The sequence below is a fragment of the Streptomyces sp. NPDC029526 genome (genome assembly GCF_040637405.1).
Classification (GTDB): Bacteria; Actinomycetota; Actinomycetes; order Streptomycetales; family Streptomycetaceae; genus Streptomyces.
The window spans coordinates 1-26,445 of record NZ_JBEZWE010000008.1 but is presented as its reverse complement, the minus strand read 5'-3'; the positions used below and the strand labels follow the sequence as shown (position 1 = coordinate 26,445).

Annotated in this window: 21 protein-coding genes; 11 read left to right on the top strand and 10 right to left on the bottom strand. The window is 73.9% G+C overall.

The annotated features are described in order from the left end of the window. Window positions 1-262: 262 nt before the first annotated feature. The 5 genes from AB0F01_RS18975 to AB0F01_RS18955 all read right to left on the bottom strand — a co-directional run bounded on the left by AB0F01_RS18975 (window position 263) and on the right by AB0F01_RS18955 (window position 6,926). The gene (locus AB0F01_RS18975) at window positions 263-2,005 is read right to left on the bottom strand and encodes an FAD-dependent monooxygenase (RefSeq protein WP_362096721.1); all 1,743 of its coding nucleotides are present in this window, start codon (window positions 2,003-2,005) and stop codon (window positions 263-265) included. 227 nt (window positions 2,006-2,232) lie between these two features. Then, entirely contained in the window at window positions 2,233-4,404 is a 2,172-nt protein-coding gene (locus tag AB0F01_RS18970; RefSeq protein WP_362096718.1) for a hypothetical protein, read from the bottom strand. Between the two features lie 157 nt (window positions 4,405-4,561). Further along, on the bottom strand, window positions 4,562-5,131 hold the full coding sequence (locus tag AB0F01_RS18965) for a YdeI/OmpD-associated family protein (RefSeq protein WP_362096715.1): 570 nt from the start codon (window positions 5,129-5,131) through the stop codon (window positions 4,562-4,564). 163 nt (window positions 5,132-5,294) lie between these two features. Next, complete coding sequence (locus AB0F01_RS18960; RefSeq protein ID WP_362096713.1) at window positions 5,295-5,657, bottom strand: VOC family protein; 363 nt, start codon at window positions 5,655-5,657, stop codon at window positions 5,295-5,297. 834 nt (window positions 5,658-6,491) lie between these two features. Continuing rightward, the gene (locus AB0F01_RS18955; protein WP_362096711.1) at window positions 6,492-6,926 is read right to left on the bottom strand and encodes a hypothetical protein; all 435 of its coding nucleotides are present in this window, start codon (window positions 6,924-6,926) and stop codon (window positions 6,492-6,494) included. A gap of 264 nt (window positions 6,927-7,190) precedes the next feature. Here AB0F01_RS18955 and trkA point away from each other — a divergent pair, with 264 nt between their 5' ends. From trkA to AB0F01_RS18910, 9 genes are all read left to right on the top strand, one after another. Next, window positions 7,191-8,504: a Trk system potassium transporter TrkA gene (gene trkA / locus AB0F01_RS18950; RefSeq protein ID WP_362096708.1), complete on the top strand. Its 1,314-nt coding sequence runs from the start codon at window positions 7,191-7,193 to the stop codon at window positions 8,502-8,504. A gap of 47 nt (window positions 8,505-8,551) precedes the next feature. Continuing rightward, window positions 8,552-10,033, top strand: a complete 1,482-nt coding sequence (locus tag AB0F01_RS18945) for a TrkH family potassium uptake protein (RefSeq protein WP_362096706.1) — start codon at window positions 8,552-8,554, stop codon at window positions 10,031-10,033. Window positions 10,034-10,296: 263 nt separating this feature from the next. After that, the gene (locus tag AB0F01_RS18940; protein WP_362096704.1) at window positions 10,297-10,953 is read left to right on the top strand and encodes an alpha/beta fold hydrolase; all 657 of its coding nucleotides are present in this window, start codon (window positions 10,297-10,299) and stop codon (window positions 10,951-10,953) included. A gap of 503 nt (window positions 10,954-11,456) precedes the next feature. Beyond that, on the top strand, window positions 11,457-15,032 hold the full coding sequence (putP, locus tag AB0F01_RS18935; protein ID WP_362096701.1) for a sodium/proline symporter PutP: 3,576 nt from the start codon (window positions 11,457-11,459) through the stop codon (window positions 15,030-15,032). A gap of 444 nt (window positions 15,033-15,476) precedes the next feature. Continuing rightward, window positions 15,477-15,641, top strand: coding sequence for a 50S ribosomal protein L33 (rpmG, locus tag AB0F01_RS18930; protein ID WP_164334076.1), 165 nt, complete (start codon window positions 15,477-15,479; stop codon window positions 15,639-15,641). Between the two features lie 74 nt (window positions 15,642-15,715). Further along, a complete protein-coding gene (ykgO, locus tag AB0F01_RS18925; protein WP_362096698.1) occupies window positions 15,716-15,838 on the top strand; it encodes a type B 50S ribosomal protein L36 in 123 nt (40 codons plus the stop codon). A gap of 262 nt (window positions 15,839-16,100) precedes the next feature. Beyond that, a complete protein-coding gene (locus AB0F01_RS18920; RefSeq protein WP_362096695.1) occupies window positions 16,101-17,213 on the top strand; it encodes an NAD(+)/NADH kinase in 1,113 nt (370 codons plus the stop codon). Further along, window positions 17,210-17,773 carry a hypothetical protein gene (locus AB0F01_RS18915; RefSeq protein ID WP_362096692.1) on the top strand — a complete coding sequence of 188 codons (564 nt, stop codon included), beginning with the start codon at window positions 17,210-17,212 and terminating at the stop codon, window positions 17,771-17,773. Before AB0F01_RS18920 ends, AB0F01_RS18915 begins: the two co-directional genes overlap by 4 nt. Window positions 17,774-18,103: 330 nt before the next feature. Then, on the top strand, window positions 18,104-18,502 hold the full coding sequence (locus tag AB0F01_RS18910; protein ID WP_362096689.1) for an ASCH domain-containing protein: 399 nt from the start codon (window positions 18,104-18,106) through the stop codon (window positions 18,500-18,502). 409 nt (window positions 18,503-18,911) lie between these two features. On the opposite strand, the gene AB0F01_RS18905 is transcribed toward AB0F01_RS18910, so the two are convergent. Then, the gene (locus AB0F01_RS18905; RefSeq protein ID WP_362096686.1) at window positions 18,912-19,580 is read right to left on the bottom strand and encodes a class I SAM-dependent methyltransferase; all 669 of its coding nucleotides are present in this window, start codon (window positions 19,578-19,580) and stop codon (window positions 18,912-18,914) included. A 242-nt stretch (window positions 19,581-19,822) separates the two neighbouring features. Here AB0F01_RS18905 and AB0F01_RS18900 point away from each other — a divergent pair, with 242 nt between their 5' ends. Together AB0F01_RS18900 and AB0F01_RS18895 are read left to right on the top strand one after the other, a co-directional pair. After that, window positions 19,823-20,806: a peptidase gene (locus AB0F01_RS18900; protein WP_362096683.1), complete on the top strand. Its 984-nt coding sequence runs from the start codon at window positions 19,823-19,825 to the stop codon at window positions 20,804-20,806. 168 nt (window positions 20,807-20,974) lie between these two features. Next, window positions 20,975-21,763 carry an alpha/beta hydrolase gene (locus AB0F01_RS18895; protein ID WP_362096680.1) on the top strand — a complete coding sequence of 263 codons (789 nt, stop codon included), beginning with the start codon at window positions 20,975-20,977 and terminating at the stop codon, window positions 21,761-21,763. A gap of 43 nt (window positions 21,764-21,806) precedes the next feature. Here AB0F01_RS18895 and AB0F01_RS18890 read toward each other — a convergent pair whose 3' ends face one another. From AB0F01_RS18890 to AB0F01_RS18875, 4 genes are all read right to left on the bottom strand, one after another. Next, window positions 21,807-22,334, bottom strand: coding sequence for a DUF488 domain-containing protein (locus tag AB0F01_RS18890; protein WP_362096677.1), 528 nt, complete (start codon window positions 22,332-22,334; stop codon window positions 21,807-21,809). A gap of 13 nt (window positions 22,335-22,347) precedes the next feature. Next, on the bottom strand, window positions 22,348-22,557 hold the full coding sequence (locus tag AB0F01_RS18885) for a DUF2945 domain-containing protein (protein ID WP_362096675.1): 210 nt from the start codon (window positions 22,555-22,557) through the stop codon (window positions 22,348-22,350). Between the two features lie 557 nt (window positions 22,558-23,114). Then, complete coding sequence (locus AB0F01_RS18880) at window positions 23,115-24,638, bottom strand: aldehyde dehydrogenase family protein (RefSeq protein WP_362096672.1); 1,524 nt, start codon at window positions 24,636-24,638, stop codon at window positions 23,115-23,117. A 194-nt stretch (window positions 24,639-24,832) separates the two neighbouring features. Beyond that, a complete protein-coding gene (locus AB0F01_RS18875) occupies window positions 24,833-26,185 on the bottom strand; it encodes a GAF domain-containing protein (RefSeq protein ID WP_362096669.1) in 1,353 nt (450 codons plus the stop codon). Window positions 26,186-26,445 lie beyond the last annotated feature (260 nt).

Genomic DNA, 26,445 nt, shown 5'->3' with positions numbered 1-26,445 from the left:
CGTCCCCTCCTCCCTACGCACGCGGGGTCCGGAGCGTTCAGGCAGAGCGGGCGGAATTCCCGGCGGCGACCCCGAGAGCGGCACGGGCACGCACCCGGGTCACCGCCGCGGTCCCGCGCGGGACCGGCGCGAGACCCGGTCCACCCGTACGGGAGCCCGTGCAGCGGACGCGCCCTCCCGCACGCACGCCCTCGCGCACGCACGCTCTCCCGCACGCACGCACGCACGCCCGTCCGCTCCTCGGTGGGCCGGGACCGCGCGGTCAGACAGTGAGGGCGTCCAGCGGGCTCGCGGACAGTGCCCCGAGATACTCGGTCAGCGCTGTGGCCGTCTCACGAAGCCCGAACCGGGCCCCGAGCTGGCCGTCGGGACGCACCACGAGCCCGGCCTCCGGACCGGGGCGGTACAGGCGGTCGAACTTCCCGGCGGAGTCGCGGTAGACGGCGGCTTCCATGCCTTCCCAGCAGCCGTCCGCCGCCTCCCGGGCGAGGACGACCACGGCCACCATGCCGGGGCCGCCCCCGTGCGGCCCCGGCACGTCGTCGGCGGACGCATCTCCGGCCCGGTCCGCCCGGGACGGCGCCACCGCCCCCGTCGCCCGGGCCGCTCGCAGCGCGTCCGCCAGGCGGGCCTTGTCCGCCCCGTACAGCAGCAGCGCGTGGCCGGGGCGACCGCGCAGCACGTCCAGCAGGCGCAGCGCGGGCCCGGAGACCGGCGCGGTCAGCCCGGCGCAGTCGGGGGCCCGGTCACCTGGCTGGGGCGCGTCGGCGGGCCCGTACGGCGCCGCGGCCAACGGCCCGCCACGGTGACTGACCAGCAACTGCGCCTCGCGGAGCAGTACCGTGCGCGGATCGTCGGGATCGGTGTCGATGCCCTGCGTGGCGTGTCGTACGGTGCGGCCCACGACCTCCTCGCCGACGGGACGCCGCTCGGCGTCGTACGTCGCGAGCAGGGCCGGGCCCGCTTCCCCCCGCACCACCAGGGCGAGCTTCCACGCGAGGTTGCAGGCGTCCTGGATGCCCGTGTTCATGCCCTGGGCACCGGTGGGCGGGTGGATGTGGGCGGCATCGCCCGCGAGGAACACCCGGCCCTCGCCGTACCGGTCGACGATGCGATGGCTGATGCGGAAGACGGACGACCAGCGCATCGACGTCAGGCGGGCGGGCCGGGGTGCCAGCCGGTCGACCACGTCCTGGATGTCGGACAGGAGGGGAGGAGTGCCCGCCTCCAGGCCGTGCGCCACACCACCGTCCCCGTCCCCAGGACGCTCCGCACCCCCGGGCCCCCGAGCGGGCGACGGCGGGACCAGCATGGACATGCGGTACCGGCGGGTCCCGGGCAGCGGGATGCACACCAGCACATCCGCGGAACCGTTCTCACCCCCGCGAGACGAACGGATGCCGTACCCCGGCGGCATGTCCCAGTCCGCCTCGACGTCGGCGAGCATGTACGCGTCCGGGAGCGCGCCGCCTTCGAAGGAGATCCCGAGGCCCTTGCGGACCGCGCTGTGCGCGCCGTCGCACCCGACCAGATGCCCCACCCGCACTTCCTCCTCGGCGCCGGAGGCCGTGCGCAGCCGGGCGGTGACGCCCTGGTCGTCCTGCTCGAACGACACCAGCTCCGTGCCGCGTTCGATGCGCGTGCCCAGGCCGGCGACGCACTCCTCCAGCAGCCGTTCGGTCTCGTACTGCGGCAGGGCGGCGAAGCCGTACGGTACCTCCGGCGGCAGGGTGAGGTCGATGCGTGCCCGCTCCCGGCCGTCGACGTAGACCAGCTGACCGCGCAGCGGTACGGCGCTCTCCAGCACGGCGCGGACCAGGCCCGTGCGGTCCCAGATCTCCAGGGTGCGCGGCTGGATCCCGACCGCCTTGGCGTACGGGCGGCGGGCCGGCAGCCGGTCGATCAGCCGACAGGTCACGCCGTGCCGGCGCAGTTCGGCCGCCGCGCTCAGGCCGACGGGGCCCGCACCCACGATCAGTACATCCGTCGCCCGGCTGTGCGTCACGGTGCCTCCCGGGAGCCGGCCCCCCACCGGCCCGGCTTCCATCGTCGCCCGGCGCGGCCGGGGCTGCGACCCGGGCCCGGAGCGCCCGGCAACGAAGAACCGGTGGCCGCCCCGCGTGCTGCGGAGCGGCCACCGGCCGCAGAGGAACGGCGAGGAGAGCGAGGGGACTGGTTCATAGAAGTTGAGAAGGAAGCCCCCTCATGGCCTCGCCACGGTCACGCTAACACTCAGGCCGGGATCAGGTCGCGCAGATTTTCGGGGGTCACGACGCGCGAGTCCGGATGCAGCCCCTCGGGGCGCTCCAGACCGATGTAGGTGACCGGACCCTCGGGGAGGGGGCCGCCGTCCCGGACGTCCACGGTCGTCGCGCCCCCCGACATCAGGCCCGTGAGGTAGCGGACCGTCAGCTGCTCCCGCTCGACGATGGCGCGCACCAGCGTCGCGACCGTCAGGCGGTTGCCCTCGACCCGGTTGTGGGACGGATCCCCCCGCAGATACAGGTGCAGCCACTTCGCGTGCCAACGGCCGTCGGCGCCGCGCACGAACACCAGCGGCAGGGCGACCCGGCCGGGACCGCGCAGCTCGGACCTGGCGCGCACCGTCCGCGGCTCGAACGGGCGCCCCTTCTGCTCTCCCTCACGCAGCATGAACCCGAAGAACGACTCCGCCACCTCCTCGAAGCCCTCCCCGCTGAAGATGTTCACCTGTGGCACCACGAACGCACCCCGTACCGCGCCCAGCCGCAGGTCGATGAACTCGGAGGCACCCTCGGGCGCGCTGGTGAGGTCACCGGAGTGCCTGCCCCCGACGTCCCGCAGGTTTGTGTACGACAGCCAGGAGACGGTCGCGTAGCGCCCGTCGAGCAACAGCGCCGACAGGTCGAAGTCGGTGGTGGCCGCGGTTTCCCGCCAGTACACGAAGAAGCGCAGCAGCTCACCGTCCACCGCGGACACCGAACCGCGCGGCAGCACCCCCAGCCCGGCCGTGCTCGCGCGGCCGCTGAGCGGCAGTGCCACGTCCAGGACGTCCGGATCGACCAGCACGCGCCCCGCACCGCCCACCCGACGGCGCAGCTCCGCGTCGAGCAGCGCGAGCAGCCGCTCGCGCACGGGGCCCGGCACCGGCCGGCGGGTGTCGTCGGCGACACGGCCCCGCCCGAGACGGTTCACGAACACCCGCCCGGCTCCCGTCTCCCGGGCACGGTTGCGCAAGTGCTCGACCACGGACAGCAGAACGCGGCCGGAGACCTCCGGGAGGACCCGCTCGACGGCGGACACCACCGCGTCACGGTCGTCCGCCGTGGCCGCGGTGCGCACCAGCCGGTCCAGGGAACGCAGCAGCCTGCCGGGCGCCGTCCGCAGCAGCCGGGCCGCACCGGCGACGTCTCCCCGGGCGAACAGCTCCTCGGCGCGGCTCTCCAGGGACCGGGCCTCCTTCTCCCCACGCGCGACGGCGAACACGTCCGCCGCGTGCGGCCACTGCGGGTATTCGTGCGGGTGCAGCCGCTCACCGAGCCGCTTCCACATTTCCCGGTGCGCGTGCACGTCGGCCGCCTTGGCCGGCGAGGCGGCGACCACCGCGTCGAGGCCCGCCAGCAGCGCCCGGCGCACCGGGCGTGGCAGCGACCGCAACCGCACGGGCTCCTGGAGACCCACGTCGGCGCCGTTGAGCGCGCAGACCAGCCGGAGGACGTCGGTCACCGTGTCGAGCAGCAGATCCGCCCCCGCCAGGAGGCGGGCCTGGTTGACCACGGCACGGTTCTCGCGCACCGGAATCCGCTCCGGCTGCGGTCCCGCCACGCAGTGCCCCGCGAGCTCCCGCAGATCCCGCAGGCCCTCCTCCCCGAGCGGCGTGGTGCTGCCCGCCAACGCCAGGTACAGGGACGTGACTTCGTCCTCCAGTCGCTCCCCGTGGTGCAGCACGGTCACCCGGTCGCCCGCCGCGGCGACCAGCTCGTCGTGCCGGGCGAGCAGGTCCGTGTACGCGTGCGGGTACGTGCCGTACGACGGCAGGGTGAGCAGGTCGACCACGCCCGCGTCCAACTGCTTCACCGTGCCCGCCCGGGTCGTGTCGTCGGCGAGCGCCCCGGCGACGCACTCCCGCCAGAAATCCGCGGTGTCCGGGACGTTGGCGGGGAAGTCGATGAAGTACGCGTTGTGCCGCACATGGTCGCCGACCATCTCGCGCACGGTGCCGAGGACCCGTACGGCGAGGTCCGTGACCGTCCCCTCGGACAGGCCGGCCAGCCGCCCGAACAGGCGCGCCGACAGCTTGAAGCCCACGGACATCAACGCGGCGTCGAACTGCCGCACCACGACGGTGCCGTCCCCGACGGGCCCCGACGGAGCGGGGACGCGGAGGGTGTGCCGGACGACCAGGGACTCGAAGCGCAGGGACATGCCCGCATGCTTCCAAGCCGGCGCCGGCGCCCGCACCCGGTTTTCGGGCGGAGCGCGGAATGCCCGACCTCGCTGGCCGTCGCGGTCGGTGCGGACGACCCGGCCGCCCCGCAGGGCCGTGGTCCGGAAGGGCCGTGGCCTGACCGGACTGTGGCCGTCACGGATAGATCAACTCGCGGTTGGCCATCATGGTGACGAACTTCTCGATCCGCTTGGCGCGTGTCTCGGGTTTCTTGGCGCTCTGCACCCGGTACAGGATCGCGTAACGGTTCTTGCTGTTCAGGGTGGCGAAGAACTCCGCCGCCCCGGGCACTTCCAGAAGTGCCTCCTGCAGGTCGTCCGGTACGGTCACCTTGCTCTGGGAGGCGTAGGCCGCCTCCCACCGCCCGTCGGCCTTGGCGGCGTCGATCTCCCGTTGGCCCGCCGGCCGGATCCGCCCCTCCGCGGCCAGCCGTTCGGCCCGCTCCCGGTTCACCTGGGACCAGGGACTCTTCTTGGTGCGCGGGGTGAAACGCTGCTGCCAGTACAGGTCGTCGACCTTGTCGCGCCGGCTGTCGATCCAGCCGAAGCAGACGGCGGCATCGAGGGCTTCCGCGTAGGTGATGCTCGGCAGGCCGCTGGCCTTCTTCGCGATTCTCACCCCCACCCCTGCCGCGCTGTCGTGGTTCTCCTCCAGCCACTGCTCCCACTGGGCCTGATCCTGGAACGTGAGGGTCGGTTCACTCATGCTGAATCCCATCGGAACGCGAGAGGACGGCCCCGACGTCGAGTGCGCGGTTCCCCGTGGAACCCACGGACGTCGACATGGCCCCGGTGTGCGCCGGTACCGAGGGCGCGCCCCCGGACGAGCCGGTGCCGTCGCCGGGGGCCGCGGGCCGTCGGGAAGCGTGTCAGGCCATCGAGGTGATGCAGAACGGGTAGCCGGCCGGGTCGAGCAGCACCGTCCACTTGCCCTCGCCGGGCTGCTGCTCGGGCTTGTCGGCACCGAGCGCCAGCAGTTCGGCTTCGGCCTTCTCCAGATCCGCGACACTGAAATCGAGGTGCACGCGGTTGCGGGCCTCGGGCCAGGACGGGGGCTCGAACCCGTCGATCCGGACGAAACCCATCCGCATGCCGTTGCGGCCGGAGAGGTAGGCCGCCGACTCACTGCTGAAGATTTTCTGCCAGCCGGTCGCTGCCGCGTAGAAGTCCGCGAGCGCTTCGGGGTCGGAGCAGCTTAAGGTGACGGCCCCGGGCTCGGCAATGGCTGTCATCGATCCACCTCTCGGTCTGTCGGTCGGTACGCATCGGTGTCATCGCGGTGCATGAGCGTTCTGCGGCGCTCAAGAGATCGTGCCGCACGCAGTGTTACACGTCGGACGTGCGGAACGGGCCACTCCAGGAGGAGCCGTGCACCGCGTACGAGGCAGTCCGCACAGGGACCCGGGGATTCCGGCGACCCGCCCTGTCATCACACAGGCGCACGGCTTCCGAACCCGACTCCCTGACCCGTTCCGACCCCATGGGCTTGGGAGCGCGGGTCTTCGCCGGACGGACCGTCCCGCCCGGCGCCCCGCAGCGGGGCCGCCGCGGTCGTCAGAGGTGCAAGCCTCACAGGACACCGCCGTGGCAGCCGGTGCGCGGCCTCCTCGCCTCGCCGCCCGGCTGTGCGACCGGGGGAACTCCCGGGCAGGACGTCCGGCCGTGGCTTCCACACCCACGCCCGCAGAGAACCGCTCCGTCGCCGGTACGCCGGTGCGCCGGGAGAACCGGAGCGGACCGGACCGGACCGCACTGGACCGGACCGGACTTGACTGGACCGGACGTATCCCCGAATGACCCCTGCCGGGGCGAGCGGGTCCACCCCGCCCCCGCCGTGCCGGTCCCCATGGCCCGGCGCGCGCGGCCACCACCTCGCTGATCGTCGAGAACGCCGGAACCGCGCGCCACATCGCCGGGGAGGTGTCGGTGGAGCGGTGGCCCCCGTCACCGACCACAGCAGCTCCCGCAGGCCCGGCCCGACGCAGGCCACGCCGACCGCGGTGCCGTGCTCCGCGTCGATCAGAGCCCGTCGGCGGACCAGATGCCCCGGGGGTGCCGACGGCCCGTCAGCGGCAGCGCCTGAGCCCTTCGGCCATCAGGGAGAGGCCGATGCCCAGGATCCACACGTCCTTGGCCAGGGAGAGCCCCTGCTCGGTGGGGCGCAGGCTGCCGTCCTGCCGCATCCCCGGCGTCCGCAGGTAGAGCCCCAGCGTGCCCACCGAGAACGCGGTCACCGCCGTTCCCGCCACGGCCGCCGGGACCACCGGCAGCAACAGGGCGCCGGCGATGGCGATCTCGCTCGCGGAGAGCGCCCGCACGAACTGGCCGGAGTCGTACTTCCCCAGGGCCGGATAGGTGCCGGACGCGAACTGGTGCAGGCCCTCGGCGGTGGCCTCGTCCGCCCCGCGTTTGGCCAGCCCGGAGTTCAGGAAGAACGCGCCGGCCGAGAGCCGGAGCGGAAGCTGCCGTGCCACCGAGTGCCAAGCCGGTCGCCGTCCCATGTCGGGTCTCCTCACGAGGTCGTCGCCCCCGCCTTCCAGACTCGCAGCCCTGCACCGGGTGTCAAACGGACGGGGTGCTCCCGGCTCCGGACCGCCCGGACCGCTCGGACCGGCGGGACCCGCACAGCCCCGCACCGGCGGGTCCGGAGGCACCGGCGCCCCCGGTGGACGGACAGCAACCCGGGAGGCACCCGCACGGCATCCGCCGGGGTGTCGCGCGGGCCGGTCGTCGCAGGTCACGTCGGTGCGTGCCACGATGCCGGTATGCGAGTCGTCGTGGTCGGTGCGGGGCAGGTCGGGCACACCGTGGTCAAGTCGCTCGCCGAGACGCACGACTGCCGAGTGGTCGACATCGACCGGGCGCGCCTGGACGCCCTCTCGCACGCCTACGACGTGCGCGTCACGCACGGCAGCGGCACCCGGCGCGAGACGCTGCTGGACGCCGGAGTGGCCGACGCGGAACTCGTCCTGGCCTGCACCTCCCGTGACGAGGTCAACCTGGTAACCGCCATGCTCGCCCGGAAGCTGTCGTCGGCCCGCACCGTCGTCCGGGCCACCGGCACGGACTACCTGGCCGCCTGGCACGCGGGCGACCTCGACGTGGACCTGCTGGTGTCGACGGCGTTCGAGACCGCCCGGGCCGTCTCCCGGGTGCTCCAGGTGCCCGGTGCCCGGCACGTGGACTTCTTCGCCGACGGAAAGGTGGCCGTGATCGGCGTCCACGTTCCCGAGACGGATCCGCCGCCGTTCGCCGGCCGCCCGCTGCGCGAGGCGGACCTGCCCGAGGAGTCCCGGGTGGTCGCCGTCGTACGGGACCGCGTCCTGATCGGACCCTCCGGGAAGGAGACCGTCCGGCCCGGTGACCTCCTCGTCGTCATGACCTCCCCGGCGGGCGCGCGGGCGTGGAGCCGCGCGGTGTCCGGGGCCGAACCCATCGGCGACGTGGTGGTCTTCGGGGCCGGACGCGTGGGGACCGCGATCGCCCGGATGCTGCTGGACCAGGGCCTCGTCGTGCGGATCGTCGAGCACGACGCGGCCCGAGCCGAGGCGGCCGCCGCCGCACTGGACCGGGCACGGGTCTACCACGCCGACGGCCTCGACCCCGAGTTCCTGCGCGGCGAACGCATCGGTGCGGCCGGCGCCGCCGTCCTCGCCCAGGGCGACGACTCCCGGAACCTGCACGCCGGGGTGCTCGCCAAGCTCCACGGGGTCGGACTGACGCTCACCGTCCTGGACGATCCGGCCGCGGCGGACGTCTTCGAGGCGGCGGGTGTCGACGTGACCGTCGACCCGGGGGACGAGACCGCCGAGAAGATGGCGCGCTACACCTTCGGCCGGCGCACCCGCCAGCTCGCGATGCTGGAGGACGACCGCTTCGAGGTGCTCGACATCACCGTCCGCCCCGGCAGCCGTCACGCGCACCGCCCCGTCGACACGCTCCCCGGGGCCGGTGTCGGCGCGCTCATCCGTGACGGAGAGGCGGTCTTCCCCCACGGCGGGGACGAACTGCGGCCCGGCGACCGGGTCATCGTCCTCGCCGAGCCCGAACACGTCGTCGCGCTCGAGCGCGACCTGTGAGGCGGGCCCGTCCGGCGGCGCGAGCACGACGCCGTTCCGGCACCGACGTGCGGACCGCGCTGGGCGTGGTCGGCGCCCTGCTGCTGTGGTTCTCCCTCGCCTTCGCCGCCCCCGCGGTCGCCGCGCTCGTCACCGGCCGGCCCCCGTGGCCCTTCCTCGGCGCCGGAGCGGCCACCGCCGTGACCGGGCTGGCCTTCAAGCGGGCCACCGGTCGGCGTCCCGCTCTGGGCGTCCGGGAGGGCTTCCTGGTCGTCGTCGCCGTGTGGCTGCTCGTCCCCGCCTTCGGCGCGCTGCCCTTCGTGTTCGGGCGCGTGCCGCAGCTCGGTCATCCGCTCGACGCCTATTTCGAGGCCATGTCGGGCTTCACCGCCACCGGCGCGACCGTCCTCACCGACGTGCACGCACTGGGACCCGACATGCTGTTCTGGCGCCAGCTCACCCACTGGCTGGGGGGCATGGGCATCATCGTGCTCGCCCTCGCGGTGCTGCCCCGGCTGCGCATCGGGGGCCGTGATCTGCTGCGCTCCGAACTGCCGGGCCCGGTCGCCGTCGAGTCGCTCGACGAGACCGTCCGCGGGACCGCCCAGCGGCTCTGGAAGGTGTACGTCGCGGTGACGGCGGCCGGCTTCCTCGTCCTGGCCGCGCTCAGCTGGTCCGGACTGGACCGGGGGATGAGCGTCTTCGACGCGTTCGCCTACGCGACCTCCGCCGTCTCCCTCGGGGGGTTCACACCGGACGCGGACTCCGCCCGGGGGCTCGCCCCGGTGACGCAGTGGGTGCTGTGCGCGCTGATGGTGGTCGCCGGGATGAACCTGCTGCGGCTGTACCGGCTCGCCGCGCTGCGCCAGGTGCGGGCAGCGGCCCGAGACGAGGAACTGCGCCTGTACCTGGGGCTGCTGGCGGCCGCGACCGCCCTGCTGGCCGTCGAACTCTTCGCCGAAGGGCTGGTGGACGGGGTCGGTGGCGTCCGGCACGCCGCGTTCCAGACGGTGTCCGTGGCGACCACCACGGGCTTCGCGACCCTGGACTGGTCGACCTGGGGGACGCTCGCGATGTTCACCCTGCTGGTCCTGATGTTCGTCGGGGCCTGCGCGGGGTCGGCGACCGGTTCGGTGAAGGTGGTCCGTCACCTCGTGATGTTCCGCTTCGCCCGCCGCGAGCTCGACCGGGCCGTGCACCCTGACGCGGTCGTCCCGCTACGGGTCAGCGGCCGGGTCGTCGACGACGCCGCCCTGCGTTCGGTGCTCGCGTTCGCCGTCCTCTACCTGCTCGTCTTCGCGCTCGGCACACTCGGACTCGCCCTCGACGCCGAACCCAGCCCGCCGGGCACCGGAGCGTTCACGGCACTCGGCGCGGCGGCCTCCTGCCTCGGCAACGTGGGCCCTTCCTTCGGCGAGACGGGTCCGTTCGGTTCCTACGCCGCGCTGGGCGGGCTGTCGAAGGTGATCCTCACCGCGCTGATGTTCCTGGGGCGCATCGAGATCGTGCCGCTCGCGGTCCTGCTGCGCCGCGGCTACTGGCGGGTCTGAGGACCGGAGTCACGGCCGCCACAGGCCCGCGTGATACGAAGGCGTCCGCGGCGCACGCCGCGGACGGGCCACCGGGCCACCGGGTCACAGGGCCACCGGGCTCCCGGGCCACCTGGTCACCGGGCCACCGGGCTCTCGGCGTCCCGCCCGTCACGCCGGGACGCGGGTCCCGCAGCGGGAGCACACCCGGACGCCCGTCCGCGGTCCTCGCAGCCCGCGCCGGGGACCACGTCCGACCGCTCGCACCCATGAGGAGAAGGCCTATGGCAGGGAACGGGACCGCACGGCCGCCCGCCGCCGCACTGCGTCCCCGGCGCGTCCCCCGCGCTTCCCGGTCGGCGGTCCTCTTCCTGCACGGCGGCAGCGCCGTAGGCCGCGCCCCCTCCCGGTCCTGGTACCCGGCACCCCTGCGGATGCGGCCGTTCGTGCGGGCCGTCGCCGCGGTCGTGCCGGACGACGTCCTGCTGGCGGAGGTGCGCTACCGCGTCCGCGGGTGGAACGGTGCCGACGCCGACCCTCTCCACGACACCCACCGGGCGCTGCGGGAGCTGGCCGCTCTCGCCGGGGACGTCCCGGTCGTGCTGGTCGGGCACTCCATGGGCGGCCGGGCCGCCCTGCGTGCCGCGGCGGCCCGCGAGGTCCGCGGAGTCGTGGCCCTCGCGCCGTGGTGCCCGGACGGCGAGCCGGTGGCGCAGCTGCGGGACAAGGACCTGATCGTGCTGCACGGGGACCGCGACCGGGTCACCGACCCCCGGGACTCGGCGGCGTTCGTCCGGCGGGCGCGCGAGGCCGGCGCGCGCGCCGAGATGCGGCTCGTGCCGGGCGGCGACCACGCCATGCTCCGCCGGGGCGGCCACTGGCACCGCACCGCAGCCGCCACCGTGGCGGCGCTGCTGGCCTCCGGCCGCACCACCGCGTGAGCGCCGGCTTCCGGCCGCACCACCGCGTGAGCAACGGGCCGACGATCCCGGCGTGAACGGCGCACGGGACTGCGCAGGCGCGGGGCGCGGGCGCGGGCCAGCGCAGGCGCGGGTCGGCGACGGGCGCGGGCGCGGCGCACGGAGATGCTGCCCGGCCTCCTCCCGGGCATCGCTGCCCCCTTCCTCCCTCCCTCCCCGCGCCCCCGGCACAGGACTCACACGACCCCCGCTGCACGGGCCGGGCAGTCGGTCGCCGGGACCCGGCCAGTCGTTCGCCGGGACCCGGCCGGTCGTTCGCCGGGCCCCGGCCGGTCGGGCCGCGCCCCGGGCCGGGAGCGCGGCGCCCTCGGGGCTTCGCCGCGCTCCGCACGACGCGGCCACCGTGCGGCCGGATGCTGGGGAGCGACATGCGTGAGTACATTTGGGACAAGGTGCCGAGTCCGATTGATCGGGTGGAGCAGACGGCGCACCCCTGATCGTCAACCTCGCCGACGAGGACGTTCATGTTCCCCACGAGTGCTCCGACGGTCACGGTGTTCGTGCTGTACGCGGGCGCGCTGATCGGCACCGGCCTCTGGGCCTACCACCGCACCCGCACCTTCCCCGACTTCGCCATCGGCGGGCGTCGCCTCGGACCCTTCGTCTCGGCCCTGTCGGCCGGGGCCAGCGACATGTCCGGCTGGCTGTTCCTCGCCCTTCCGGGCGCCGTGTACGCGGCGGGCGTCGGCGCCGTCTGGCTGGCGGTCGGCCTGGTCCTGGGCACCTACCTGAACTGGCTCTTCGTCGCCCCCCGGCTCCGCACCTACACCGAGCGCGCGGAGAACGCCGTCAGCCTGCCCGCCTACCTGGAGGAGCGGTTCGAGGACCGCACCCGCATGCTCCGCATGGTCTCGGCCGCCGTCATCCTGGTGTTCTTCACCGTGTACGTCGCCAGTGGCCTGGTCGCGGGGGGACTGCTCTTCGAGACCATCTTCGACGTCCGCTTCGGCGTCGGCGTGACCCTGACCGCTCTGCTCATCGTCCTCTACTCCTGCCTCGGCGGCTTCCTCGCGATCAGCCTCACGCACGTCCTGCAGGCCACACTCATGGCCGTCGCCCTGGTCGTGGTCTCCCTGACCGCCGTCGCCTCCCTCGGCGGCTTCGGCGAACTCGGCGACGACCTCGACCGCGCGGAACCCGGCCTGACCCGACTGGGCGTCCGCGTGGCCTACGACGGCGGCCAGTGGACCTCCGACGGGACCCTCGGCGCGCTGGCGATCGTCTCGCTGCTCGCCTGGGGCCTCGGCTACTTCGGCCAACCGCACATCCTGGCCCGCTTCATGGGCATCCGCAGCGTGCGGGACATCCCGGCGGCCCGGCGCATCGGCACCGGCTGGGTCGTCGTCGTGCTCGCCGCGGCCACCCTCGTGGGCCTCGCGGGCATCGGGGAACTCGGCGTGCCGCTCACCGACCCCGAAACCGTCTACATCGCCCTGTGCCGCGCCCTGCTGGACCCCTGGGTCGCCGGGATCATGCTGATCGCCGTCCTCGCCGCGATCATCTCCACCGCCGACAGCCAGCTCCTGGTGTCGTCCGTGGCCCTGACCGAGGACTTCTACCGGGCGTTCCTCGACCGGCGCGCCTCCGACCGGTCCCTGGTCCGCATCGGGCGCGGTGCCGTCGTCCTGGTGATCCTCGTCGCCTACCTCGTCGCGCTGCGCGGCGACGGGGTGCTGAGCATCGTCGCCCACGCCTGGGCCGGGTTCGGTGCCGCGTTCGGGCCGGTCGTGCTGCTCTCCCTGTACTGGCCCCGCATGACCTGGGCGGGCGCCATGGCGGGCATCGTCGCCGGGGCCACCACCGTGCTGCTGTGGGAGTCGGTCAACCCGCTGCTCGGGCCGCTCGAATCGGGTCTGTACGAGATGGTGCCCGGTGTCCTCGTCGCCACCCTCGCCGCCCTCCTCTTCGGCCGTTACGTCGGCAGACCGCCCGGACGGGCCTTCTGGCGCGTGCCCGGCGGCGGGGTGAGCCAGCTGATGGCCAACCCCTTCGTCATGCACGCGCCCATCGGCATGGCCGTCCTGGACACCGACCTGCGCTACGTCTGGGTCAATACCGCCCTCGACCGGGTGATCCCCCTGGACCGGCGCCTGGGGCGGCGGGCCGCCGACATCCTCCCGTCCGAGGAGGCCGCACCCCTGGAAGAGCGGATGCGCCGGGTCATGCACACCGGCCACCCCGTCACGGACTACGAGATCCGGGCCAGGACCGACGACTCCGGCCGGGAACGCGCCTCCTCGGTGTCGTTCTTCCCCATGCGGGACCGCCACGGCCGCACCGTCGGCATCCTCTACATGGTCATCGACGCCACCGAACGGCACCGCGCCCAGGAACGCCTCGCCCTCCTCAACCACGCGGGCGCCCGCATCGGCAGCACCCTGGACGTGACCCGCACCGCGCAGGAGCTGGCCGACGAGGCCGTGCCGGCCATCGCCGACTTCGTCGCCGTCGACCTGCTCGACTCGGTGATGCGCGGCGAGGAACCCGCGCCCGGACCGGTGGGCATGACACCCGTCATCCGCCGGGCCGGCCAGGCGTCGGTGCGCGAGGGCTGCCCGGAGGCCACCCTGGCCGTGGGAGAGGCGGTCCGGCGGGCCCGGATCTCCCCGGTGACCCGGTGCCTGCTGGACGGCAGGACCCTGGTGGAACGCAGCCTCGACCGGGTCGGCAGTCCCTGGGTGACCCAGGACCCCACCCTCGGGGCGTCCCTCATCAAGTTCGACTTCCGCTCCCTCATGGTGATCCCGCTGCGCGCCCGCGGCACCACCCTGGGCGTCGCGACCTTCGCGCGGTCCAGCCGCTCCGGCACCTTCCAGGACGACGACATCCGCCTCGCGGAGGAACTCGTCTCCCGTGCCGCCCTCTGCGTCGACAACGCCCGCCGCTTCACCCGCGAACGCACCGCGGCCCGCTCCATGCAGCGCTCCCTGCTCCCGCGCGGCCTCACCGGCGGATCCGCCCTCACGGTCGCCTCCTGGTACCAGCCGGCCGACGCGCCCAGCGGGGTCGGCGGTGACTGGTTCGACGTCATCCCGCTCTCCGGGACCCGGGTCGCCCTCGTCGTCGGGGACGTCGTCGGCCACGGCCTGAACGCGGCGGCCACCATGGGACAGCTGCGCACCGCGGTGCGCACGCTCGCCAACCTCGACCTCGCCCCCGACGAACTGCTCGCCCACCTCGACGACCTCGTCGACGGGCTGATGCGCCCGGACGGCGGGAAGACCACCGCGGACGGTCCCGATCCGGACGCGGGAGCCGCCTTCATGGGCGCCACCTGCCTCTACGCCGTGTACGACCCGGTCAGCCGGAGCTGCACCGCGGCCCGGGCCGGCCACCTCCCGCCCCTCGTCGTCGCTCCGGACGGCACCGCCGGGATCATGGACCTGCCCGCCGGCCCGCCGCTCGGCCTCGGATACCTGCCCTTCGAGTCGACCGAGCTGTGCCTGGCGGAGGGCACCCTCCTGGCCTTCTTCACGGACGGCCTGGTCGGCACCCGCGACCGCGACGTCGACGCCGGCCTCGCCCGCCTGAGCGAGGCCCTCACCGCGCCCGGACCGGAACTGGAGGAGATCGGCCGGGGAGCCGTCGACGCCCTGCTGACCGGTCAGCCGTCGGACGACGCCGCCCTGCTCCTGGCCCGCACCCGGGCGCTGGCCCCGGACCGGGTCGTCTCCTGGGACCTGCCCAGCGACCCGGCCGCCGTCGCCGACGCCCGCGGTCTCGTCGTCCGCCAGCTGTCCGACTGGAACCTGGACCACCTGGCGTTCACCACGGAACTCATCGTCAGCGAACTCGTCACCAACGCCATCCGCTACGCCGCCCCGCCCGTCTCCCTCCGGCTGATCCGCGACGACACCCTCATCTGCGAGGTCTCCGACACCGGCAACGCCTCCCCGCGCCCGCGCCACGCCCGCACCACCGACGAGGGCGGCCGGGGACTGATGATCGTGGCCCAGATCGCCGGGCGCTGGGGCACCCGCTACACACCCCAGGGAAAGATCATCTGGACCGAGCAGCCCCTCGGCACGCCCGAGTGGTAGTACGTGGCCGGATTCCGGTGCCTTCGGCGGCATGCGGCAGGCCGAAGGGGGAGGCGCGACCCGCGAGGGGGACATGCCTGTCCGCTCCGTCCTGGGGGGCTTCGGGCGCCCCGCTCCCTGCCGTCCCGCGCCGCCCGGTCCCGCCGGGTCCGGGTCCTCGGCCCCGGCCGCCCCGGGCCCTCGCAGCGCCCCGACCCCACCGGGAACAACGGCGACCGGTGGCGTGTTGGGGAGAGCGTGGCCGTGGAGGGGACAGTGTCCCCGGGCCTCACCCCTTGCCTGCGGGGACGATCGTCCGGCTGAAGCCCCGCAGAGCCGTTCGCCGCGCAGGCGACCGCCCTCCACGGCCGCGCACCAGCGGAACACGGCGTCCGCCGACGCCGTGGTCCACCATGCCTGACATGTTCGAGTCAATGCGCTCGGGCGGTGGCGGAAGGAGCACCCATGGCACGCAGCACCACACGGCCGGTCGTCAAGCTGAGGTCGACCGCCGGCACCGGCGTCACCTACGTGACCCGCAAGAACCGGCTGAACGACCCGGACCGGCTCGTCCTGCGCAAGTACGACCCGGTCGCGGGCGGGCACGTCCTCTTCCGCGAGGAGCGGTGACGACCCACCCCCCCACGCGGTCTCCGTCACCGCCCCGTGACGGAGACCGCCCGACCGCTCGTCGAGGAGTCACCATGAAGGTGCGCGCATCCCTGCGTTCACTGAAGTCCAGGCCCGGAGCCCAGGTGGTGCGCCGCCGGGGCGTCACGTACGTCATCGACAAGAAGGAGCCGCGCTTCAAGGCCCGCCAGGGCTGACCGGCCGCTCCGCCCACCGGACGGCCCGGTACCGCACGCGCGGTACCGGGCCGTCCCGCATGTGCGCCGGCAGCGGGTGACCAGGACGCCCGGCGGCGTGGCGCACGCTCCCGCCCGTCCCCTGCCGACCAGGATGGCGCACGCACGGTGAGGCGCCACGGCGCCGGACGGCACCCGGCCCGTCCGGCGAGTCCCGCGGGCTCCGCACCGGACGGCGGTACGGCGGACGGAGCCGCGTCGCGCGGTACGTACGGGAGGCGAGATGACGGTGACCCGGGTCGGCATGGTCGTCCACGGCGGACGCCCCGAGGCCGCCGAGGCGGCCCGCACGGTCCGCGCCTGGTGCGCCGCGCACGGCGTCGACTGCACGGACATCGACGTGTGGACCGAGGGCGCACGCCACAGCGCCCGTGAGGAGGTCGCCACGGCGGGCGACCCCGACCTCGTCGTCACCCTGGGCGGCGACGGCACCTTCCTGCGCGGGGCGCGCCTCGCCGCCGCCATCGACGCGCTGGTGCTCGGCGTCGACCTCGGCCGCGTGGGCTTCCTGACCGAGGTGCCGATGACGGCCGTGCGGGAGGCCCTGGACGCCGTGCACGGCGGTCACGTCGACGTGGAACACCGCATGCTGCTGACCATGCGCGCCTCCCGCCGCCTGGAGGTGCCCTCGGACATCGGGGCCCTCATGAGGTACGGCCGGGGCCCGCTGCTGCCGCCGACCGGCGTCCGCCCCGACTGCGAGACGAGCGGGGAGTGGGGCGTTCCGCTCGACGTGGCGGCGCTCAACGACGTGGTCCTGGAGAAACTCGCCCGGGACCGGCAGGTCTCCGTCGGCGTCTACATCGCCGGCCGGCTGCTGGCCTCGTACTCCGCGGACGCGCTCCTGGTGGCCACCCCCACGGGCTCGACCGCGTACAGCTTCGCCGCCGGCGGGCCGGTGGTCTCCCCGCGCGCCGAGATGCTGGTCTTCACCCCGGTCGCCGCCCACATGACCTTCAACCGCTCGGTGCTGGCCGCCCCGGACGAGCCCGTCGGCCTGCGGGTCCTGGAACGCTCGGGGCCGGCCGCCGTCAGCATCGACGGCCAGCTCCGCGGCGTGCTCGGCCCCGGCGACTGGATCGGCGTGTACGCGGCCCCCCGCCGCCTGCGGGTCGCCCGCCTCGGTCCGACGGACTTCTACGGGCGCCTCCGTGAGCGGATGAACCTCACCGACGCCCCCGCCGCGGTCGCCGACGGCATGCCCGCACCCCTCTGGCCGCACGAGAGCCCGCCCCCCGGAGACCTGGCCCACCTCGCCATGCCCCGGGCAGCCGCCGCAGCCGGCCCGGACGGAGGGACACCCCCTCCCGGAGCGCGGAGCGGGGCCGGCGGATGACCGACGACGAGCGCCCGGAGGACCCGCGGCCGGCCGCGGGTCACGGAACGGCCGGAGCGGCGGAGAAGGCGGCCGTCACCGACGTGGCGGCCGTCACCGGCCGCCTCAAGGAACGCATCTACGCGACGATCACCATGATCGCGGTCGTGATCGGCCTGTCCGTCAGCGACGCCGGCCCCAGGGGCGCCATCGCCACCGTCCTGACCACGGCCCTCGCCCTGTGGCTCGCGGCGTTCGTCGCGGACCAGCAGGCCCACCGCACCGTCCACCGCGGCTACGCCACCGGTGGCGAACTGCGCCGCATGCTCTACGTCAGCAGCCCGCTGCTGTCCTGCGCGGTCGGTCCGGCCGTCACCATCGCCCTGGCGTCCCTGGACGTCATGTCGCTGGACGCCGCGCTGCTCACGGCGGCGGGCGTGGGCGTCGCCTCCCTGTTCCTCTGGGGCTGCGTCGGAGGGCTGCGGATGGGAGCGGGCCCCGTCCCGGCCCTCCTCGCCGGCCTGGTCGACGCCGCCCTCGGCGTGGCCATCGCCCTGGTGAAGGCGGCGGCCGGCCACTGAGGTGCCGGCCCGGAGGCTGCACCGGCCACTGAGGCACCGGCCCGGAGGCTTCACCGGGCCCCGGCCGACGGCCCACCCTTCCCGGGACCGGGGTTTCCGGCGTCGGTCCTGGCAGGCACCGAGCCGAAAGGAGGGTGCGGGCGGCAGGCCCCCTGGTGTGTGCTGGAGTCCATGGCCATGGTGACCTGCGTGCCCGGAGTCGACGAACCCGTGGACGTGCTGCGGACGGTGAGGCCGGCCGGTCGGGCACCGCGACGACCGCGTGTCACCATGATCCGTCGGAGTCCGTCAACCCGCGCCGACGCGCGGACGAGGAGTGAGGTGAGGGCCATGTGGCCACGGGTCGACGGCATGCGGGCCCTGGAGCTCGGCACACCCGGTGGGATGCGCGACCGGCTCAACTCCCTGGTCCTGGAGGGGCGCAAGACCGCCACCACCGGACTGATGGCGGAGTACGCCGAGGAGGCCGAGGGCCTGGAGTACACCGGGGAGCGCCTGGCCCTGCTCAGCAACGACGGCAGGGCCGTCGCCACGCTGGAGGTCACCTCGGTGACCCGGTGCTCCTTCGCCGACGTCCCCTGGGAGCACGCCCGGGCCGAGGGCGAGGGCGACACGTCGCTGGAGGACTGGCGCACCGTCCACCGCCGCTTCTGGGACGACGAGGGCACACCCGTGGAGGACGACACCCCGGTCGTGTGCATCGCGTTCCGCGTGGTGGCGGTCGCGTAGCCCTGCGGTCGGAGGCGACGTTCCGGCCGGGCGGGCCCGGAGGACCGGGCTCGGCGGGACGGCCCGCGTCGGGTCACAGGCCAGGACTCGGGGCCGCCGCGCGTTCCGTCCCGCCAGGACACGGCCGAGCGCCGCGCGCCCCGGCCGGCAGGCTCCCGGGCGGGCTTGCCGCCGGGCAGGCCCCGCCGGAGACGCGGGTCGCCGAACGTCGCCCCCGGGTGGCAGTACCGCCGGGCACGGTCCGCACGTCGCCCGGGGCGGCAGCGCCCGCGCCCGGACGCGGTACCGGGACGTCACTCCGGGGCGGCAGGCTTCTCGCCGCGGGCGCGGTTCCGGCGCGTGGCTTCCCGGAGGCAGGGCCTCACCCGGGACGCGGTCCGCCGCCCCGGGCGTTCGGATCCCCGGTTCCTCAGCCGGGGCGCCGCGCCATCACGACCACGCCCGGCCCGGTGTGTTCGTCGGCCGGGAGCCGCAGTTCGGCCACGGGGCGGAGGCCGGCCTGCTCGATCAGCTCCGCCAGGGGTTCCGGCCGCCACTTGTGGGTCGTCCAGCGGACGGGCACCCCGCCGTAGGCCTCGGTGCGCACCACGTCCTCGTCCCCGACGTGGGTGGCGATGATGAAGCAGCCGCCCGGTACGAGGGCATGGGCGAAACGGTCGAGGACCTGCGGGAGCACGTGGCGCGGGAGGTTGAACAGCGACCACCACCCGAGCACGCCCCCGAGCGACGCCTCGGCGAGGTCGAGTTCGGTCGCCGAGGCGACGGCGAAGCGGCACTGCGGGTGCAGCCGCCGGGCGTTCTCGATCATGCGTGGTGAGAGGTCCACCCCGGTCACGTCGAGCCCGCGTCCGTCGAGGTAGGCGGTGACGGTTCCGGGGCCGCACCCGACGTCCAGGACGGGGCCGAGGCCGTCCACGCTGTCGGCGAAGGCGTCGATCGACGCCTTGAGCCAAGGATGCGTGCGGATGTCGCCGATGCCTGTAGTCAGCACCATGTGGGCGTAGTTGTCGGCCGCCCGGTCGTAGGAGTCGCGCACCGCGTCGAGGTCGGCCGGCCGTTCGATGGGTCGTGTGGGCATCGCCCCACGATAGAGGGCGCCACGGACGCGGGAGGCCGTACGGCAAGACCGCCTCGGACGAGCGGTGAAAGTCAACTCGCGCTCGGAACCGGGTGGTTCACAATCGGACAGCTGATTGTCGCGACCCTGACAAGTGGGCCGTTCCGTGGCACTCTGCGACACGCACGTCCATCCGCACCGCTCTTCGTTCCCCCACCCGGCCGGAGCCCGCACGGATTCCGGCACGGCAGAAGGAGGCATGCGTGAGACGCAACCGCACCGCCGCGGGCATCCTGGTGGCCCTCGGGGCCCTGTTGGCCGCCGGACTCTCCGGCGCCGGCGCCGCGGGTGCCGCAGCCCCGCACCCGGCCGAGGCACCGCCGTCCGCCGTCACCCACTCCGTCCCGCTCGCCCAGCAGCAGGCGTCGCGCTCCTACTGGACGCCGGAGCGCATGCGCGACGCCGCTCCGCTCGACCTCCACCTCACGCCCGACGCGGCCAAGAGCCTGAAGCCCGCGCCCCGCGGCGGGACCACCACCGTCGTGCCCGGCGCCGCCCCCGCCGCCTTCCCGCAGGCCGGAGCACCCTGGACGGGCGGGGGAGCGGTGGTCCGGACGTCCGGGCGGGTGTTCTTCACCTTCCAGGGGCGCACGGCCTCCTGCTCCGGCAACGCCGTCACCAGCCAGAACGCCAGCACGGTCATCACGGCCGGCCACTGTGTGAAGTACCAGGGCAGCTGGCACACCAACTGGGTCTTCGTGCCCGGCTACGACAACGGTGAGGCGCCGTACGGTCGGTGGACCGCCACGAAGACGCTGACCACCCCGCAGTGGGAAGCGAGCGAGGACATCAACCACGACGTCGGAGCCGCCGTCGTCGCCCCGCTGGACGGGCGCACCCTCACCTCGGTGGTCGGCGCCCAAGGCCTCCAGTTCAACGGAGGCTACAACAAGCCGATGTACGCCTTCGGCTTCCCCGCGGCCTCCCCGTACGACGGCTCGGAACTCATCCACTGCAGCGGCAACAGCTCCCGGGACTTCCTCTTCTCCCAGGACCACAGCCTCGGCTGCAACATGACCGGCGGCTCCAGTGGCGGCCCCTGGTTCACCGGCTTCGACGAGGCGACCGGGACCGGTCTGCAGGTGTCGGTGAACAGCTTCGGCTACACCTTCCTGCCCAACCGGATGTTCGGCCCCTACTTCGGGGACGTGGCACGCGCCCTCTACGACAGGGCCCAGACCTCGTAGGCGAGACCGCACCCCGGGAGCACACCCGGGGCGCGGCGCGGCAGGGCAGCGGTGACGCGTCCGCCCGCACGGCCGGGCGCGCCACCGCCAGCCGCTCGCGTTGCGGGAGGCCGGACCCACGGCGGAGACTTGACGACGCGGGCACGCACCACGTCGGAAGGGTCTGCGATGGGCGAATACGTCCGGCTTCCCGGTGTCAGGACCTGGTACGAGACGGAGGGGAGCGGCGAACCGCTCGTCCTGCTGCACGGCGGGTTCTGCACCAACGAGACCTGGGGCGCCCAGCGCGCCGACCTGGCCGCCGTCCACCGCCTCTACCTCCCCGAACGCCGGGGCCACGGGCACACCCCCGACGTGCCGGGGCCCCTGTCGTACCAGGACATGGCCGACGACACGGTCTCCTTCGTCGAGACGGTCGTCGGCGGGCCCGCGCACCTGGTCGGCTGGAGCGACGGCGGCATCGTCGCCCTGCTGGTCGCCCTCGCGCGGCCCGACCTGGTCCGCACCATGGTGGTCGTCGGGGCGAACTTCCGTCCCGGCGGCGAGTGCTGGGCGGACCCCGGCATGCTGGACCGGATGCGCCCCGAGAGCCCGGACGTTGCCTTCTTCCGGGAGCTCTACGAGGCCGTGAGCCCGGACGGCCCCGACCACTGGCCGGAGGTGGCCCGCAAGGTCCTCGACATGTGGCGCACCCAGCCCCTGCTCACCGCCGGCGACCTGGCCCGCATCACGGCGCCGACGCTCGTCCTGGTCGGCGACGACGACCTGGTCACCCTGGAGCACACCATCGCCCTCTACCGCGCGATCCCCGGCTCACAGTTGGCCGTCGTCCCCGGGAGCTCCCACACCGTCCCGCTCGAGAAGCCGGCCCTGCTGAACCGGCTCGTCCTCGACCACCTCGCGAACACCCCGGTGGAGACCATGCTCCCCGTGCGACGGGCCACCACCGTGATCTGAGCACGACGCCCGGCAGCCGTGCTCGGGCCGGCCACGCCGGATGTCAGTCGGGGGGCGGATACGTGAGCCGCCCGTCACGCACCCGCGCCAGTTCGTTGAGGGAGGCCGGCCTGGACGCCGTGCGCGACATGATGTGCACGACCTCCACTCCCGCGACGAGCAGCGCGTCGGTGATGAGCCGCCGGTGGCACCGCCACGGCACCGCCTCACTGCACATGATCGCCGGCCTGCCGGCCTCCGCCAGCTCCATCAGCTCGCGCAGCCCCGCGGCGAACTCCTCACCCGCCATGTAGTCGGCGTAGTCGCGGAACGCCTTGACCCGCCAGCCGCCGTTCTCGGTGGGGACACCCTTCGGAGTGTGCCTCCGGCCGCCGAGCCGCCGGATCCACCGGTACCCGATGTCGGACGGCAGGGCCTCGGTCAGGGCCGCCTGGTTCCACTGGGGGTGCTTCCGGGACGCCGGGAACGAGCGCACGTCCACCAGACAGGTGATGTCATGGGCGCGCAACATCTCCAGCACCTCGTCGAACGTCCGCGTGGAGTGCCCCACGGTGTGTACGGGATGCGTCATCCACCCGCACCCCCTACACCTTCGTCAGCGCGTCACCCTTGTGCATCGCGACGTGGTCGGTCTTGTCGCTCTTGATCTCGTACTGCGGATTCTCCTCCGAACAGCGCCGGGTGCGCCCCTTGAACGTCACGTCGCGGGTGTGCTTCTTGACGATGACGCCCTCGACATGACCCGCCTCGGAGTTCCACCGCACATGATCACCGACGGAGAAGTGCTGCGGCATGGTGTGCTCCCCTTCCTCGGGTCGTCGCGTGCGCCGGCGCACCGGGTCCGGTCGAGAACCGGGCGAGTACCCCTCCGAGCGGCGGGATACTCCTGAGCAGGGCAGCCACCGCTCTGCCTCAGGGTGGAGCCCGGCCCGGCCCGCCGTACGGCGCGTGGCCCTTCGGACCACCGTGCGCCACCGGCCCGCCCGGCCCGGTCAGGGGACGGCGATGCCCGGGTGGCCCGTCCGTGCCGCCGCCAGGCGTTCCTCCTCCCGCTGCACCGGACCCGCGTCGCCTCGTCGCCTCGTCGGTGCGTCGGTGCGCGGTGCGTCGGTGCGTCGGTGCGTCAGCGGCAGCCTCGGCTCAGGGAATCCGTCAGGCGGCCGGACATCCGTGACCGGTCGGCGGCCGGCCGGCCCCGGACGGGGGCGGGCGGTGCCAAGGACCCGTGCGCCACCGCCACGGTTGGCTGCCGGCGGCACAGGGCGCAGGGCGCCTGACGGGTGGAGTACCGGTCGGGCGCCCGCCCCTCGTGTCCCGTGCCGCGACGGGGCAGACGGTGCCTGCTGCGGCTCTAGAAGAAGCCCAGCTTCTTCGGCGAGTACGACACCAGCAGGTTCTTCGTCTGCTGGTAGTGGTCCAGCATCATCTTGTGCGTCTCCCGGCCGATCCCGGACTGCTTGTAGCCCCCGAACGCCGCGTGCGCGGGGTAGGCGTGGTAGCAGTTCGTCCAGACCCGGCCCGCCTGGATGGCGCGGCCGGCGCGGTAGGCGGTGTTGATGTCGCGGGTCCACACGCCCGCGCCGAGACCGTACGAGGTGTCGTTGGCGATCTTGATGGCGTCGTCGAAGTCGTCGAACGAGGCCACCGAGACGACGGGGCCGAAGATCTCCTCCTGGAAGACCCGCATCCGGTTGTCACCCTCGAAGATGGTCGGCTGCACGTAGTAGCCGCCCTTCAAGTCGCCGTCGTACTCGGCGCGTTCACCCCCGGTGAGCACCTTGGCCCCTTCGTCGCGGCCGATGTCGATGTAGGAGAGGATCTTGGCCAGCTGTTCGCTGGACGCCTGGGCACCGATCATCGTGTCGGTGTCCAGCGGGTGGCCCGGCTTGATCAGTTCCGTACGGGCGACGGCCGCCGCGATGAAGTCGGGGTAGTTGCCGCGCTGGATCAGCCCCCGCGACGGGCAGGTGCACACCTCGCCCTGGTTGAGGGCGAACATGGTGAACCCTTCGAGGGCCTTGTCGCGCAGGTCGTCGTCCTTCTCCCAGATGTCGTCGAAGAAGATGTTCGGCGACTTTCCGCCGAGCTCCAGCGTGACCGGCTTCAGGTTCTCGGCCGCGTACTGCATGATCAGCCGGCCCGTGGACGTCTCACCCGTGAAAGCGATCTTGGCCACCCGCGGGCTCGACGCGAGCGGCTTGCCCGCCTCCGGGCCGAAGCCGTTGACGATGTTCAGCACGCCCGGCGGCAACAGGTCGGCCACGAGGCTCAGCCAGAAGTGGATGGAGACCGGCGTCTGCTCCGCCGGCTTCAGAACGACCGCGTTGCCCGCCGCCAGCGCGGGCGCCAGCTTCCAGGTCGCCATCAGGATGGGGAAGTTCCACGGGATGATCTGCGCCACCACACCCAGAGGCTCGTGGAAGTGGTAGGCCACCGTGTCGTCGTCGACCTCGCTGAGCGAGCCCTCCTGAGCGCGCACCGCGCCGGCGAAGTAGCGGAAGTGGTCGATGGCCAGCGGGATGTCGGCCGCCAGCGTCTCCCGTACGGGTTTGCCGTTCTCCCAGCTCTCCGCGACCGCGAGCGCCTCCAGGTTGGCCTCCATGCGGTCGGCGATCTTCAGCAGGATGTCCGACCGCTCGGTCGCCGCCGTGCGGCCCCAGCCGGGCGCCGCCGCGTGGGCCGCGTCCAGGGCCGCCTCGACGTCCTCGGCGGTGCCGCGCGCCACCTCGGCGAACGGCTGCCCGTTGACGGGACTCGGGTTCTCGAAGTACTGGCCCCGCACCGGCGGCACGTACTCCCCGCCGATGTAGTGGTCGTAACGGGACTGGTAGGAGACGATCGCGCCCTCACTCCCGGGCGCCGCGTATCGGGTCATGCGGAACTGGCCTCCTTCAGCAGCGCTGCCCGCCGTTGGACAGCTCTGCGCCGGAGCGTAGGGAGACGGACGTTGCAGGCACGTTGCGTGGCGGGAGCCTCACACCGCAGCGTGTCCACGGGCAGGAACGGAGGGGACCCCACCCCGCTCCGGGGCGCGACCCCCGGCCGACGACCGCACCCGACCGGGCCCGCTCACCCTCTCCCCTCGAACCGCGAGCGGTACCGACCGCCCGCATCGGACCGTGAGCGGTACGGACCGCTCGGTGCGGCCAACTCCGCTTCCAGAGCGGCGAGTCGGGCCCGGTGCGCCGCCGTGGGGCGGGCCGTCGCCAGCGCCCGCCACACGTCCAGGTCGTCCGCACCCCAGGGGGCGTGGACCCAGTCGGCCAGCAGATCGGGGTCGGCGCCGCTGACCAGAGCGGCTCGCAGTCCGTCGTGCAGGCGCCGCCTGAGCCGTACGACCGCCGGTGCCCGGGACGCAGGCAGCAGGGGGCCCGGGTAGGCGGTCAGGGCTCCGGTGACCGCACCCGACGCGAGTCGGCGTTCCACGACGGCGAGATCCGACTCCGGACGCGCGGTGAGCCGGTAGGGACGCGAGGCGAGCAGCCCTTCCGGAGCCCCGGAGCCGCCGTGGCCGACGCCGTGGGAGTCCAGCACGTGGCGCAGCCGTGCCAGCTCCACCCGCAGCGTCACGGGGGTCACCGACTCGTCCTCGTACAGGGCGCAGAGCAGTTCGTCGCCGGTGAGACCGCCGGGGTGCGTGGCGAGGAGGACGAGGATCTCGCTGTGCCGGCGGCTGAGCCGCAGGGTGCGCCCGCCCGTCGTCAGCACGGCCCGGTCACGGCCCAGCACCGCCAGCTCCGGGCCACCCGTCGACGGACGCCGGGGTGCCAGCAGCGCGAGCTGGGACTCCGCGGCCCGCGCCACCGCCTGCACGAAGCCCAGGCTGTGCGGATGCGCCAACCCGTCCCCGCCGGTGATGTCCACGGCACCGAGCAGCCGTCCCGTCCGCGGATCGTGCACGGGCGCCGCCGCGCACGTCCACGGCTGCGCGCGCCGCACGAAGTGCTCGGCCGCGAAGACCTGCACCGGACGCCCCACGGCGACCGCCGTGCCCGGCGCGTTGGTGCCCACCGCGCTCTCCGACCACCGGGCGCCCGCCACGAAGTTCATCCGCTCCGCCTGCCGCAGCGTCGTCGCGTGGCCCTCCACCCACAGCAGCCGCCCGTGCGCGTCGCACACCGCCAGCAGATGACGCCCGTCGGAGGCGAACGATCCGAGCAACTCCCGCATGAGCGGCATGACATGGGCCAGAGGATGCTCGGCACGGTAGGTCCCGAGGTCGCCGTCGGCCAGTTCGATGGCGGCACCGCCGTCCGGCTGGACCCCCGCGCGTGCCGACCGCCGCCAGGACTCGGCGACCACTCCGCGTACCGGGCGCGGCACCGTCCCGGCCTCGGTGAAGGCCGCGTGCGCCCGGTGCAGCGCGCGGACACGCTCGGCGGGGTCGGCCCCCGGTTCGAGGGCCACCCAGGAATCGGTCACCTTGGCCTCCCGTGGGGGCGACGTGCTGGGGACATCGTGGCCCGGGGACGGCTCGGCGACAACCGTCCCGACGCGTGGTGGCCTCCACGGCCGCTGCCACCTCGGGCGGCGGCGGGGGCCGCGCGTCACGGCGGAGGCGGCGGAGGACGGAACGAGGTCGTGTGCCCCCGTTATGTTTTCCGCGGTCCTGCAAGAGGGCCGCTGGCCTCCGGGCCCGGCATGACTGTGTCCCCCTGTCGATGGGATGACCTGGGGGGTGG